The organism is Flavivirga aquimarina (assembly GCF_030540835.1).
Lineage (GTDB): Bacteria > Bacteroidota > Bacteroidia > Flavobacteriales > Flavobacteriaceae > Flavivirga > Flavivirga aquimarina.
In genome coordinates, this window is record NZ_JAUOEK010000068.1 from 88,480 (window position 1) to 102,447 (window position 13,968).

A 13,968-nucleotide genomic window follows, 5' to 3' on the forward strand; every position below is an offset into this window, starting at 1 on the left:
TATGAAACATACATTAGTTTTTAAAACACTTCCAATACTTGTAATAACCTTATTTGTTTTCTTCGGGTTTAAAAATAAAGTAAATACAACGTCTTATAAATGTATGATTCAAATGACCAATTATACAGGGGAAGGTGCTTACATCGCCATTTCACTTCTTAACCCGGACGGAACATACGAAAAAACCTTATATATACAGGGAGACGATGACGAATGGTATTCGGACATAACTGAATGGTGGAAATTTCATGGAAAAATCCGTGCAGATATAGATGCGATTACCGGGGCAACCATAAGTGGTGGTGGACGCACCATAAGTGTTATCCAAATAGATGATGATAAAATAGACGTTGGTTACAAAATCCGTTTTGAATCGGCTGTCGAAGACCAAGAATATTACAAAGATGATGTCGAGTTCGAACTTACTTCAGAATCTGTAAAAAGTAAAGTAGATGGAAATGGTTTTATACGTTACGTTCGTATTATCCCCCAATAATATGGAGATATTATGACTATTTCTATATGGAGATATAGCCACTTAACATTGGCTATATCTTCTTCCATCTTTATCCTATTAGCAACTTTAACTGGTATTGTTTTAGCTTTTGAACCTGTTTCAAATCAACTAAAACCTTATGCGGTTAAAAATGCTGATACGTTCTCACTTTCTAAAACTATTGAAAATTTGAAGAGTGAATATGATGACATTATAAGTATAGAAATGGATAAAAACGATTTTGTAATCGCAACTGTATTTACTAATGAAGGGAAAAACGAAACCTTTTATATAAACCCTTTCACTGCTAAAAAAATAGGCAACCTTATTGAAAAAGCTCCCATTTTTAAGTTTGCTACAAACCTACATAGATCGTTATTTTTAAAATCCACAGGAAGAGCCATCATTGGTTTTATTTCTTTTTTACTGTTATTAATGGCAATTACAGGTGTGCTTTTAATTATAAAACGGCAGGGAGGCAAAAAGCATTTCTTTTCAAAGATTATTAAAGAAGGAAGCAATCAGTATTATCATATCATCATTGGTAGGTATGCTTTAATTCCTCTTATCATCATCACCATTTCTGGAGTTTATTTATCCTTAGAAAAATTTTCATTATTGCCTTCAGATAAAAACGTCCATATTTCAAACAAAGAGATTTCAACTGAAGCTTCGAAATTGAATATGACAGATTTTGACCTTTTTAAATCCATCACTTTAAACGATATAGAGTGTGTTGAATTTCCTTTTTCTAATGATGTTGAGGATTACTTTGTTTTAAAACTAAAAGACAAAGAATTGTATGTAAACCAATATAACGGGGAGGTTATAAGTCAAAAGAAGGATGGTTTTGTTACTTTGGCTTCTAGTTATAGTATGATATTGCACACTGGGCAAGGCACAATAATATGGGCTATTGTTTTACTACTAACATGTTTTTCGATCTTGTTTTTTATGTTTTCGGGATTTTCTATGACCTTTGATCGTAGAAAGAATCGCATTAAAATTAAAAATAAGTTTAGTAAAGACGCTGCTGAATATATTATTCTGGTTGGCTCGGAAACAGGCAGTACTTTTGGGTTTGCTAAAGTCTTATATAATGCTTTAATTGCTCAAGGCAAGTCGGTTTTTGTTTCAGAATTAAACACCTATTCCAGTTATAAAAAAGCAGCACATTTGGTGGTGTTTACTTCTACTTATGGTGATGGTGAAGCCCCTGCTAATGCACGGTATTTTGAAAAATTAGTTCGTACTATTCCTCAAAAAAACAAGCTCCAATATTCGGTTGTTGGTTTTGGCTCTTTAAATTATAAAAGCTTTTGTAAATACGCTATTATCGTTGATGCTTTATTACAATCCCATCAAAAGTTTATTCCAAATTTATCACTTCGTAAAATAAATAATCAATCTTTTATAGCTTTTAAAAATTGGGTTGATTTTTGGAGTAAAAGCAAAGGTTTAAATCTGGAAATTGAAAAGCCCGAAAAGATATCTCATTCTAAACTATTTAAAGTAATAAATAAGTCTAAAATCAATTCAGACCATTCTTTTTTAATTGAATTAGAACCTACTCAAAAAACACATTTTGCCTCAGGCGACCTACTTAGTATTTATCCGAAAAATACTCACACAGAACGTTTGTATTCTATCGGAAAAATAGGTAATAATGTGTTACTAAGTATAAAAAAACATGAATTCGGAATATGCTCAAACTACCTTAATCAACTAAAAGAAAACGATATGTTATTTGCAGATATAAAACAAAATAAGGCCTTTCATTTTCCTACTTCGGCAAAAGAAGTGGTTATGATATCTAACGGAACAGGAATTGCTCCTTTTCTGGGAATGATTAATAATGAAAACCATAATCACATAAAAACCTACCTATTTTGGGGTGGACGGACTAAAGAATCTTATCAAATGTATTCTAAGCACATTGATAAAGCATTTTACAACAAAAAATTATCGGGTATTTATTTGAGTTTTTCGAATGAGGAAAACCAAAAAAAATATGTTCAAAATGCTTTAGCAGAAAACGAAGAGCTTATTTCTCGTGTTCTAAAAAACAAAGGTGTAATTATGATTTGTGGTTCTATTACCATGCGAAATGGTGTTTTGGAAACACTAGAAAACATTTCGTCCTCAAAATTAAATATCCCTTTAAATATGAACCAAATAAAAACAGATTGCTACTAAACATTATTCTCCTTAAAATTTTATTCTATGTGTAATACTATTAAAACTATATCGAAGGTGAAAAGCGGCGAACTGTCTATATGCTTACAATGTAACATATACCGTCTTGAATTCAATAATATTTACCTGGAATTTGAACAAAAAGAGTTTGAACAATTTAAAACATATATCCTTGATCTTGAAATGGGTTATTGGGAACAAAGATATGCTTCAACCAAATTAAAAAGGAAAATCCCAATTCCTTCAATGCAACATAATCTTGTTTTAATGTTTAAACAAGAAGAAATAAATGAATTAAAAACATTGGTGTTAAATATATCTGATGACATTTATACAACATTGCTAAACATAAAAGATATTGATTATACTTTAATTTTAAACTGATCACTATGGAGGATATAAACACCATTTATCACAATGATTTTGGAATCGCTTTTCAATGGAAAAGGTGTGCCGCAAAAGATTTTAATAAAGTTCAATTGGTGTTTAAAAATACAGGGCTATTCCTTAATCAAGAGGAACTTTTGCTGTTTTTTAAAAATATTAAACAAGCCTTAAATAGAATGCATTTATATAATGATTGTCCCGAAAACAAAACGTATGAGTTATTTTTGTTGGAAGCTCCTAATCCTCAAATAAGTTTTGCAATGTGTTATCATGAATTACATGGAATACACGATTTAGTTAAAAGAACTATATTTCAGTTAGGGTTAGATACACTTTTAGCTAAGCAAAAGGTTCGTTATAATTATTAGTTTTCATATTTATTATTTTCAAGAAGGCTATTCGTTTTTTAACCATTCTGATAGTCCGTCAAGTTCTGTATTGGGATAACTAATTAAAAGCAACTTACAGAGCCAATACATCGTACTTTGCATCTGCTCATTTTTATAGTGTCTTTTTTCCAGTTGGGTCAACAACAATATACCATCAAGTAACGATTCCTGCATATAGGCAAGTTCGTTTAAATCGATAATGGGTAGCTTTATATAACTTTTTTTAGTTTCGGGGTCTGATTGCAGGGTATTACCATACCTTGTTTTAAATTCTTCTGATTTCATATGTTAAAGTTTTTTAAGGATTTAATTAAACCTGCCTTAGCCTTCCTTGTTAGAAGCCCACCACCTTTTTTATAAAGGTCTATAAGATATTCTTTCATGGTAAAAATTTGATTTGTGGATTCAAATATAGGAAAAATCAATGTTTTGCGGAAAAATTTCCGCATTATTTTTTAAGACAAGCCATTACTTTGTTTATTATGGTTAGTTTAAAGAAAAAAATCTGTAATTATATTGCTAAAGAATGGATTAGTAAATCCAAATCTAACCGACAATTTGCTGATGACCATGGCATAGATGAAAAAGTAGTTAGAAGAATTTTAAAACCAGAAGGAAGTGGAATTTCATTAACTACATTAGAAAGAATATGCGAGGCTCGTGAAATTAAAATATCAGAACTTTTTCAAATGATTGGAGAATAACTTATAACATCCAATGAAATCTAAACTAATCTTATTGCTTCTAATTATATTCCAGCAAATAGCTTGTTCTCAACAAATAGATAAAAATGGTTTGCAAATATCTGATAAATTACTTTCTTCTATTCAAAAGGATATTGGTAAAAGAAGTGAGCCACTAAATAGAGAAGTCTGGAACTACGATAGTGAAGGAAATGAAGATAATTATACATTAAATAAAGGTGTAGTATTTAAATTTGTTAAAGAATCCCAAGCATATTCCATTTTTAAGAAATATCATAAAGAAGTAATTGAATCAGGCAACTATTTATTTCTAACTAATATGGACTTTGATGATTCATATAAGACCTACTATGACATTGTTATTGTTAACTGTTCTAACCAATTTGAACTTATAAAACTAATTGGTACTAATGGTGTGAACTATGATGTTTACAATAATGATATAGTAACTCAAATGAAAGAATGGCATAAGGAAGTAGATTTTACCATAGATGTTGTTGATGTAGCCAGAATTCACGCTTATATGGGTAAATTACCAAAGGATATTAAACAATTTGCTAAAGAAGTTTACAAATTTTGTCCAGATGTAATTGACCAAGGGTATAGTTCAATAGATAAAATGATTTTGGACTATAAGCAGAATAAATATTTTTGGCTTTGGTGGGATTGAAATTCTATCTTTTAAAAGGTAATATCTTCAATAGAAAGGTATTCGAACTTAACTTTAAGCGAGTTATTTATATAATTTATAAATTTCAAGTCATTTGGTTTAGCTTTAGGTTTACCGCAAATAACAATCTTCTTTTTTAAGCCTTTATAGTTATCGAATGTTTGTTCCTCATGATAAACATAGCTTAGTAATTGCCCTAAACCTTTCTTTATACAATCTTCTGATGAGTATGATGTTCTCTTTTTCCAAACCTGAGTTATAAACACAAATGATAAAATCGCAAAAATAGGATATACAAATAGCCTCATTATATTATTTGTTTCTAAAGCAAGAGAAATTGTTGATTTCATATCTAGATTATACTCAGTTGCTAGTTTTGCAGAAGTGGCAATAGCTATAAATGCTCCATGAACAATACCAAAAGCAATTAATATACTTGCGAAACTAGCCATAACAATATTTTTTGAAATTGTATTTGTTGGTTTGAATGCATAATACACCTGACCCATTCCAATTATATAAAACCAAGTTCCGAACAAAGCAGAAACTCCACTAGTTATAATTCTAAGGTCTGAAGCATTACCCATATTTTGATTTAAACTTGTGTTAATTGGGTCGTAATATAAAAGCATATCTCCTGCAAATAAAATTAAACCACCTAGTATACCTGATAGCCCCATAACTCTTACCCAAAAGTGATTTATATTCATTTTTAGCTCTGTTATTTATTAAACAAAACGTTTATTGTTTATTTGACCTCAAATATTCATGCTTAACCAAATCATCTTTGTCCATTATTTGAATTTTTTCGGTGTCTTTTAAAACGAAATTTTTATCAGTTATTTCAAGAACATCGTTGTAATAATGGTCAGTCAAAATTATACCTTTCGATTCTTTTAGTTTTATTAACAAACTCTTAATTGTATCTTTATAAATTGGTTCAATCATTGAAAAGGGCTCATCTAGCATTAAGAATGGATGGTTTAGGTTTCCTATAATCAGTAACTCAAGATAGCGTAATTGCCCTAGAGATAGTTTCCCTACTTTTATTTTTTCAAAACTTGATACTTGTGGAGAATAGAAAATTTTGTCTTGGTCGTCTCCATTTGGAAAGAATAAAGGAATTATTGTTCTTACTTTCTGTTCTTTTGGTAAGAAAGTATTTTGAGGTAGATATGCTATCTTTTTTGAAGGAATAACATTTTTTTGAGGAATCGTTTCTGAGTTTATTTTTATAATAATGGAATCCGCTTTTACTGTTCCAAATATTAGTTTTAATAAAGTTGATTTTCCAGTTCCATTGCGACCAAAAACCCCAATTATTTCGCCAGTTTTACATTCAAGACTAATGTTTTTTAAAATGGATTTCTTTCCGTAAGACTTGTTAAGGTTGGTTACTTTTAATAAATCCATCTATTTGAATATTATATAAATTAGAAATATTAAAGAAGAAATAGTCAGATTTAGAAACCACACTTTTTTTATTAGATTGGTTTTTGTAAACCCAAGATTATAATATGCATAGTATTCATTTTTTCTGAAAGTTTGAAAGCCTAAATAACCTATTAAAATTCCAAATGAAGAAAAGATAACTATACTCCAAAAAATACCAGATGTAAAACCGAAAACCAAAGAAAAAGGAATGTTGAACATATTAATATCCAAAAAGTATTTCCAAATAGCTTTATTATACATTCTTTGTAATAAATTTCATTTTGGTTACGGGTTTTATATTGTGACTAATAATGGAATAAATAACTTGTTGTTTGTTTTTAATATATATACATCAAAAAGTGTCTTTATTTAAGACTTTTTAAAGATAGTTCCCATAAGTAAATAATCATAATTATCTAGAATAATAAATTAAAAAGGTGGTGGGTTTTTGCACTTAAATGCAACATAGCTATATGTTTCAAAATGTTTGTAAACTCTTGCAAACACTATAAATAAAGACAATGGGGATATAGTTCATTTGGCTAGAACGATTGATTAACAGCAAATTACGGACAAATATTCAATCTCTTGTATCCCTTATATAAATGACTCTCAGAAGTTAATGTAATTAATATTTGATGGTGGTAGTGTTTTTAATGCTACAAGTTTTTATTTAAATAGTTGTTTATAACAATATAGGGTGCTTATTCTAAATTCAATCGACTAAATAACAACTCCTTATATCGATTCCCTATAGGTAGTTTATAAGAATCTATATAAACATGATTATTTTCAATTTTGTTAATATTATTAATATTTAAAAGGTAAGATTGATGTATTCTCACAAATTCTGAAGTTGGTAATTTTGCAATAATTTCTTGAAAAGTCATCCTAGGAGAAAACACTTTTTCTCTGGTTGTAATATCTAAATAATTACCAGAGCCCTTTATAAATAATATATTTTCAAATTCAATTTTTATGTTTTTGAATCCATCTTTAATAAAAAAGAAAGTATTCATCTGTTTTTGAGAAGATATGCGTTGTTGAACTTTTTGGATAGCCACTTGAAATCTATCAAATTCAAACGGTTTCAACAAATAGTCAATGGCGTTGAAATCGTAGCTATCGATAGCAAATTCAGTATAAGCCGTTGTAAAAATAATATAAGGCTTTAACTGTAGTTTTTCTAGCATTTCTAAACCTGACATCTGAGGCATATTGACATCTATAAAAATTAAGTCTACGGGATTTTGTTTTAAAAATTGCAATGCATCTTTGGCATTATAAAAATAAGATACAAGCTCTAAATTATCAATCTTGGATATATGATGTTGAATAACATGTATCGCTTTCGGTTCGTCATCTATTGCTACGGTTTTTATCATAATCTTTTAACTGTAATTCTTATTTTTATAGAAAAAATATTGTCTTCTTTTTTTACTTCAAAAGTATGATTATTAGGATAAACTAATTCCAACCTTTGTTTTGCATTTTTAATCCCTATACCAAAACCTTGTTCTTTATAATGGGGTTTAAAAGAATTGTTATAACTATTGATGCACTCAAAGTTGATAGTATTTTGAGTACAAATAACAGATATTTTTAAATTTGATATTTTTGAAGGATTAATACCGTATTTAAATGCATTTTCTACAAAAGGAATTAATAAACCCGGGCTAATATGATGATTTTCAATATTCTTGAAACAAGTTTTTATTTCTGGTTCTAATACACACCGTAATTTTTGAATGAGAATATAATCCTGTACATATTTTATTTCCTTTTCTAAAGGAATAAAACCTTTATTGATATCCTCTTGCATGTACCTAATCAGGTTTGCTAATTTGGCCGTACTTTCTGCTGTTTTTGAAGCACCTTCTTCTAAAGCAGTTGAGTATAATGTATTTAATGTATTGAATAGGAAATGTGGGTTAACTTGCGACTTTAGTAAATGTAATTCCAATTCTTTAGCATCTAATTTTCGAATGAATACTTTTTCTTTCGTTAATAATTTTAAGCGATAAAAACCATATACATAAGACAACAAATACACTAAACACAATACACCAAATAGATTAAATGTTAGATATAAAAGATTATCTAGCCTAAAAAAATTAGATATTTTTTCAAAAAACACGCTAACCATTATAACAAAATAAAAGGTCGAAAGAATTAGTAATAATTTTCTATGTTTTCTTTTGTTTTTTTCTGTTATAAGTATTGGGGTTATGTAAAAAGCATTGGCGTAGAATACCACAAATAATATAGTAAGCAAGAAGGAAGCAAAGCCATTGTCCATTGTGGCTGAAACCAAATAAAGTAAAACGACTATAACCATATTTATGAAAAATTCAAGAAATCTCATTCTTATTTTTTTGCTTAACATTATAGCAGAATATGCATAGGACAATAAACTCGCAACCGCCAATGGGATTATAGAGATAATTAATAGTTTCGTTAACTCACTTATTGTGAAAAGCTTTTGAAAGTTTATATCAAAAACATAAGAAGAGTCAGGACTGATTTTTGCATTATATGTCCAGAAACATAGCATTAAAGCCAGATAGGTTAAAATACAGAAAACGATAAATCTTTTATATTTTTTTCTATCATTCTCTAAAGTTAAAATCGGTAAAAAAACCAAGTTATGTATGTAGAATATTGCAGCTCCAGATAAAATCATATAGGCTATTACACGATGTGTCTTATCATAATAAAAAGGGAAATTGGGATTGATATTAATTAGTAAGCTAGTGAACAGTAACAAAAATAAAAGGTTTACTGCTATTTTTTTAGGACTGATATCTATGGTTTTTATTGTCATTTAAAAAAATTATAGTGCTAAAAGAGAATCTATCTCTCTATATAGTTTTTCTTTATTAAAACTTGGGCTAGGCGCATTATCATTTACAATTTTTCCATTTTTACTTACAAGAAGGTTATAATGTAGGTACGACGGGATTCCCTTTTCCTTTTCTATGTCATGCCTCATTTTTAGATAAGCTTTTGAATTCATCATTACGTGGCAGCCTTTTACCTTATATTTTTTAATAATAGCTTTCCACTTTCTAATATCATCTTCTTGTGTATTGGTATCACTATCTGGAAAATCTATAAAAACAAGAACTACCTCTTGATTACTATAATGTTCTTTTAATTCTGATAATCGTTGTAATTGAAAATAGTAAGGTTGACTTTTTGAATGAATTATTTGTTTTTCACCGTTGTCTCGAACTATAATTTTATTAGCTTTATTATCATTATAATTAGGTCTAAGGATTTCAGCTTCTAGGGGCTCCCCAATACGAACATAAAGTACTTTGTTTTTAAACTCTGGTCTATGTATTACTTGTTCTATTGAAGTAAACTCTTTAGGATCTTCAATTAGAATTACACCATCTTCTCCCGTATAAGAAAGCTCATAAGGATAGGTTAAAGCATAACCTATAAGAGTGAAACTTAATACGATTCCTAGTATTTTTAATAGATAGTTCATTTACTAAAACACTCTATAAATTATATTTAACCATCAACTTATCATTCAATTCTCCATTGGGATATTTAGTGATTGTTTTAGTAATAAGTTCCTCTACCGCCTCTTCACTTTTAATAACTTTCATAAGTTTTTCCCTATTAGTTTGTAACAAGTTGTTAGCTAAATAATAGTAAACTGATGCCTTAGGTAAATTTCGAATAGCGATTCTAATTTTATGAAAACCAAAACCATCATTAAGTATTAGTTTTTTGTTTTTTTCACTAAGTTTAAAATTTAAATACATTTCGATAAAATTATTAAACTCTTCACTTACCATGATTGTTTTGTTAACTTTAGTTTTATCGAAGCTTAAAACATCCAATATATCTTTAGGAATACCTTTAGAAAAGAAGGTATCCATTTCATTGTTTTTGTCTAGCATTAAAAATCTTAAGAACTGATACTTCGCCCCAAACTCTATTTCTGCTTTAATATAATTATAAAATGTTAGAGAGAGTCTTTCTTTTTTTGCTTCTAAATCGTTTAAAAGTTTTTGCGTTATCTTTTGGTATCCTAGAATTGCGTTGTCTAACGGCATGTCCTTATAAATTTCTAATCGTCTATCTACCATTTTATCCAATTCAAAAGATTTTTGATAATATTCATTTTGAAAGATGTCGCCCCCTTTAAAATTAATGCTCATTTGAGAATCATTTATTATAGTATTCTTTTTAGAGACTTTGGCACCTATTTTTATATGCTTTTCTACGTCTTCTGGTTTTAATGTTGTTAAAGATGTATTATATGTTAAATCAATTTCTAGTGTTTTGTTTGGCTCAATTAATAGTGTGACTTTCCCGTAAGTATAAAATTTTACACATTGTCTTATATAATAATCTTCCGTCAGATTATTATATAATAATTCTTCTTTATTAAAATTAGCTAGTTCCTTTGTTGCAAAAATTTGAACGACAAAAGGAGCTTTAATATCTTCAAAATCAAAACTAAATGTGCCTTTTTTAGAAATTATTTTAGCGTATAATTCACTTGAGTGCGGTGAATGAAATGGCATTGTTTGTAAATAAGTGGAGTCCGTTGGCCAATCTTTAACTTGACCTTTAATTATTGTTTTGTTTGTTTGAGCATTGCATATATATCCTAATAGCAAAACACCTAAAATAACTTGATATGATTTCATTTATAAAATATTTAGTAATTATTTTATAAAACTACTACTAGTTAAAATTGCATTAAAAAAAATGTGACAATTATGGGGATTGGTGGTATGAATGTGCCTTTTTAAGGTAAACTCTAGTTTCTTAGTCTGATTTTTACTCAAAAATATTCATAGTCAAACCTTTAGACACAACCTCAACATAATGCTTGTTTAATACTCTCATGCTTCCATGAGAACTTAACTCAATCATATCATCACTACAGACTTGTTTAAATATGACAAATAAGTTTTTCTCAGAACCCTAAACTTTCTTGGCTTTTGTTCAGGAAATACTTGTTTATAATAATGACTAAAGCCCTTAGATAAAACTTTATGGTTGTATGTTTTACTTTTCTGTTGGATTAAAGAATAAACAAATAAGTGCGCTTATCTAATACTTTTTAAAGATACCTCCTATAGACAAATAATCATAATTATTTTAAAAAGGTGGTGGGTTTTCGTGGTGGGTTTTTGCACCAAAATGTATACATTTGCATCAAAATGCAGGTGAATGCAGCATAGCTTAAATGTTGTGAAATATTTGTAAACTCTTGCAAACACTGTAAATAAAGAGAAAGGGGATGTAGCTCAGTTGGCTAGAGCGCTTGACTGGCAGTCAAGAGGTCGTCGGTTCGAATCCGATCTTCTCCACAGTGATAACAAGGCTTTAGAAGATTTTATCTTTTAAAGCTTTTTTGATTTGATATGAATTGACTTTATTTAGTTGTAAAACTTATTTATTCCAGTTAGTAAAAGTTTATAAACTTCAATTTTACAAGACCGTATACCATCTATCTATAACAAGCTCAATTTTAAAATCTAACATTTATCAAAATTCTTGTGAAATTCCTTGAGTAGTATCTAATGGTACACCCGATAAGGCTTAAGGCTAATACGAAACTAATAATTGTTTTTTCCATTTTATTTGTAGGTATGGTATTTATAATATTATCAACTACTGCTTTAGATAAAAAAACTAACTGAAAGCAATAGTTTTAAAGACATTATACATTAACATATGTCTTTATTTTTTTAGAAATAGACAGCGTATTCATTTAAATATTTAACTCATTAAATAAATCTATTAATTCTGGGTTTGAAGGGCGTGGTGCTTTACTAGATACTATTTTCCCTTCTGGATCTATTAATATAAAACGTGGAATAGAAGAAATAAAATAGTCTTCGAGGAATTTAGATTTCCCTCCTTTATCTGCAATGACCTGAATTCCTCCTAGATCTTTATCTTTAACCATGTTTTTCCACTTATCGTGATTTTTAGCTTCATCTATGGATATACTTAAAAAAACGATATTCTTTCCATGATACGCTTTTTCAACACGCTTTAAATCTGGTATTTCTTTTATACAAGGCACACACCAAGTAGCCCAAACATCTATATAAACATATTGTCCTTTAAGATCGTCTAATGACAAAGTACCTCCTGAATGCTTTTCATAATTTGTGAATTTTGGAGAGGGTTGTCCTTTATTTACTATCTTTAACTCATTGTAAACTTTAGTGATTTTAGCATTGTTTTCTGCATCTGTTGATGCATTTATAAAGATTTGGTAATATGCTTCAACGTCTTCTGCTTTCCTCATTCCATATTCAGCTCCAGTAAATATCAATTCATTTTTAATGGTTTCATTTGGAATAGCTCCATGCACTTTAAGCTTTGCAAGCATAAAGGAAATTGATTCTTTTTTAGATAAATCTTTAATTTCATCAATATAGTGAGCTGTAACTAGTTGTTTATATGTATTAAAATTTATAAAATCTGCTTCATTATTTACATCTAAGGTCTTTAATTCTGCTAAAAAACCTTCTGATGGCTTATAGTCGTTCTTTTTAGTCCAATAACTATGTTTACCTGTTGCATATTTTGATAACTCTAACAAGTAGTTATAATTGTTTTTACGTTTCTCTAACGCTTTAAAGGCAGGATCTATCCCCTCCATAGTGTCTAATGCAGTATTTAATAAAGTGCTTATATTTTTGACTTTATTTTTAAATTCTCCCTCCTCTAATACGTATAATGCTTCTTCATCTGCTTTCTGTATTTTTGTTTTATTTTTTAACAGTAGATAATTTGTAGTCCCCGCACCTTTCCCTGAAATTTTAAGAGAATTATTAAAATCTTTAGAATCGGCTTTAAGATTAACATCATTTCCGTTATTCAAATAAATATTAACACTGTTTTTACCTGCTTTGAGCAAATAAAGCCCTTCGTCATTCTTAATAGTATCTAAGAAAACACCGTTAGTATCTCTCAAAATTTTCTTTTTAAGAGACTCTACTTTGGTTAAAGTTATTTGTCTAGATTTATAATTTTCAATTTTAGCAGAAAATAAAGCATAGTCTACTGGAGTTTCTTTTTTACAAGCTATTAGACTTAAAACTAATGCTAAACTTAATATTGTTTTTTTCATTTGATGGAATAATAAAATATGTGTTAATTGTATTTACTTATGTATAAACTGGTGACTTAGATTTCCTTTATCTTTCCAAACAAAGACTTTTCAAAATAAAATTTTATGATTATCTACATGCACGACGTAATAATTTTATTTTAAATAACTGTTTTGTAAAAAGTGCATTCCTTATTCTTTTTTAATATCATTAACTGGGTACTAAAATTGTTATGATACAAGGACTAAAGAATATTATAAAATCATAATTACATTTCTCGAAAGTATAAATTACTCTACAGCAAGTATTTCTTTAATTTTTGCTTTAAGTTTATCGCCTTTAAGACCTCTAGCAACAATTACCCCATTTTTATCTATTAAAATAGTTTCTGGTATTGTATTTACTGCGAATACTTTTGCTGAAGGACAATTCCATTCTTTTAAAGATGAAACCTGATCCCAAACAACATACTCATTTTTCTTTAAAAAATTACGCCATTTAGTTTCCTTTCTATCATAAGATATTCCTAAAACTTCTAAACCTTTAGGATGAAATTCATTGTATATTTCTCCTATATGTGGCATTTCCTTAA

At 28.7% G+C, this 13,968-nt stretch carries 15 protein-coding genes and 1 tRNA gene; 7 read left to right on the top strand and 9 right to left on the bottom strand.

Going from position 1 to position 13,968, the window contains the following annotated elements; translation table 11 throughout:
- The first annotated feature begins 1 nt into the window (after position 1).
- Genes Q4Q35_RS05605 through Q4Q35_RS05620 form a run of 4 tightly spaced genes read left to right on the top strand, consistent with a single transcriptional unit; the run spans position 2 to position 3,447 of the window.
- Positions 2-496 carry a DUF2271 domain-containing protein gene (locus Q4Q35_RS05605; protein WP_303276964.1) on the top strand — a complete coding sequence of 165 codons (495 nt, stop codon included), beginning with the start codon at positions 2-4 and terminating at the stop codon, positions 494-496.
- A 12-nt stretch (positions 497-508) separates the two neighbouring features.
- On the top strand, positions 509-2,692 hold the full coding sequence (locus Q4Q35_RS05610) for a PepSY domain-containing protein (RefSeq protein WP_303276965.1): 2,184 nt from the start codon (positions 509-511) through the stop codon (positions 2,690-2,692).
- Positions 2,693-2,719: 27 nt separating this feature from the next.
- Positions 2,720-3,076: a DUF6686 family protein gene (locus Q4Q35_RS05615; protein WP_303276966.1), complete on the top strand. Its 357-nt coding sequence runs from the start codon at positions 2,720-2,722 to the stop codon at positions 3,074-3,076.
- 5 nt (positions 3,077-3,081) lie between these two features.
- A complete protein-coding gene (locus tag Q4Q35_RS05620; RefSeq protein WP_303276967.1) occupies positions 3,082-3,447 on the top strand; it encodes a hypothetical protein in 366 nt (121 codons plus the stop codon).
- 27 nt (positions 3,448-3,474) lie between these two features.
- On the opposite strand, the gene Q4Q35_RS05625 is transcribed toward Q4Q35_RS05620, so the two are convergent.
- The gene (locus tag Q4Q35_RS05625; RefSeq protein ID WP_303276968.1) at positions 3,475-3,753 is read right to left on the bottom strand and encodes a hypothetical protein; all 279 of its coding nucleotides are present in this window, start codon (positions 3,751-3,753) and stop codon (positions 3,475-3,477) included.
- Between the two features lie 107 nt (positions 3,754-3,860).
- Between Q4Q35_RS05625 and Q4Q35_RS05630 the strand changes: the two genes are divergently transcribed.
- Positions 3,861-4,172, top strand: a complete 312-nt coding sequence (locus Q4Q35_RS05630) for a helix-turn-helix domain-containing protein (protein ID WP_303276969.1) — start codon at positions 3,861-3,863, stop codon at positions 4,170-4,172.
- Between the two features lie 13 nt (positions 4,173-4,185).
- On the top strand, positions 4,186-4,842 hold the full coding sequence (locus tag Q4Q35_RS05635; RefSeq protein ID WP_303276970.1) for a DUF4253 domain-containing protein: 657 nt from the start codon (positions 4,186-4,188) through the stop codon (positions 4,840-4,842).
- Between the two features lie 11 nt (positions 4,843-4,853).
- On the opposite strand, the gene Q4Q35_RS05640 is transcribed toward Q4Q35_RS05635, so the two are convergent.
- The 6 genes from Q4Q35_RS05640 to Q4Q35_RS05665 all read right to left on the bottom strand — a co-directional run bounded on the left by Q4Q35_RS05640 (position 4,854) and on the right by Q4Q35_RS05665 (position 10,949).
- Positions 4,854-5,552 (bottom strand): DUF6796 family protein, encoded by a 699-nt coding sequence (locus tag Q4Q35_RS05640; protein WP_303276971.1) that lies wholly within the window; start codon positions 5,550-5,552, stop codon positions 4,854-4,856.
- 31 nt (positions 5,553-5,583) lie between these two features.
- Complete coding sequence (locus Q4Q35_RS05645; protein WP_303276972.1) at positions 5,584-6,255, bottom strand: ATP-binding cassette domain-containing protein; 672 nt, start codon at positions 6,253-6,255, stop codon at positions 5,584-5,586.
- A gap of 725 nt (positions 6,256-6,980) precedes the next feature.
- Positions 6,981-7,661 carry a LytR/AlgR family response regulator transcription factor gene (locus tag Q4Q35_RS05650; protein WP_303276973.1) on the bottom strand — a complete coding sequence of 227 codons (681 nt, stop codon included), beginning with the start codon at positions 7,659-7,661 and terminating at the stop codon, positions 6,981-6,983.
- The gene (locus Q4Q35_RS05655) at positions 7,658-9,100 is read right to left on the bottom strand and encodes a sensor histidine kinase (RefSeq protein WP_303276974.1); all 1,443 of its coding nucleotides are present in this window, start codon (positions 9,098-9,100) and stop codon (positions 7,658-7,660) included. Before Q4Q35_RS05655 ends, Q4Q35_RS05650 begins: the two co-directional genes overlap by 4 nt.
- 9 nt (positions 9,101-9,109) lie before the next feature.
- Positions 9,110-9,772: a hypothetical protein gene (locus Q4Q35_RS05660; RefSeq protein ID WP_303276975.1), complete on the bottom strand. Its 663-nt coding sequence runs from the start codon at positions 9,770-9,772 to the stop codon at positions 9,110-9,112.
- A gap of 13 nt (positions 9,773-9,785) precedes the next feature.
- Positions 9,786-10,949 (bottom strand): hypothetical protein, encoded by a 1,164-nt coding sequence (locus Q4Q35_RS05665; RefSeq protein ID WP_303276976.1) that lies wholly within the window; start codon positions 10,947-10,949, stop codon positions 9,786-9,788.
- A 595-nt stretch (positions 10,950-11,544) separates the two neighbouring features.
- Here Q4Q35_RS05665 and Q4Q35_RS05670 point away from each other — a divergent pair.
- Positions 11,545-11,618 (top strand) — tRNA-Ala (locus Q4Q35_RS05670).
- Positions 11,619-12,022: 404 nt separating this feature from the next.
- Here the strand turns inward: Q4Q35_RS05670 and Q4Q35_RS05675 are convergent.
- Together Q4Q35_RS05675 and Q4Q35_RS05680 are read right to left on the bottom strand one after the other, a co-directional pair.
- Positions 12,023-13,396: a TlpA family protein disulfide reductase gene (locus Q4Q35_RS05675; protein ID WP_303276977.1), complete on the bottom strand. Its 1,374-nt coding sequence runs from the start codon at positions 13,394-13,396 to the stop codon at positions 12,023-12,025.
- A gap of 270 nt (positions 13,397-13,666) precedes the next feature.
- A partial coding sequence (locus tag Q4Q35_RS05680; protein ID WP_303276978.1) for a TlpA family protein disulfide reductase occupies positions 13,667-13,968 on the bottom strand: 302 nt, incomplete at its 5' end.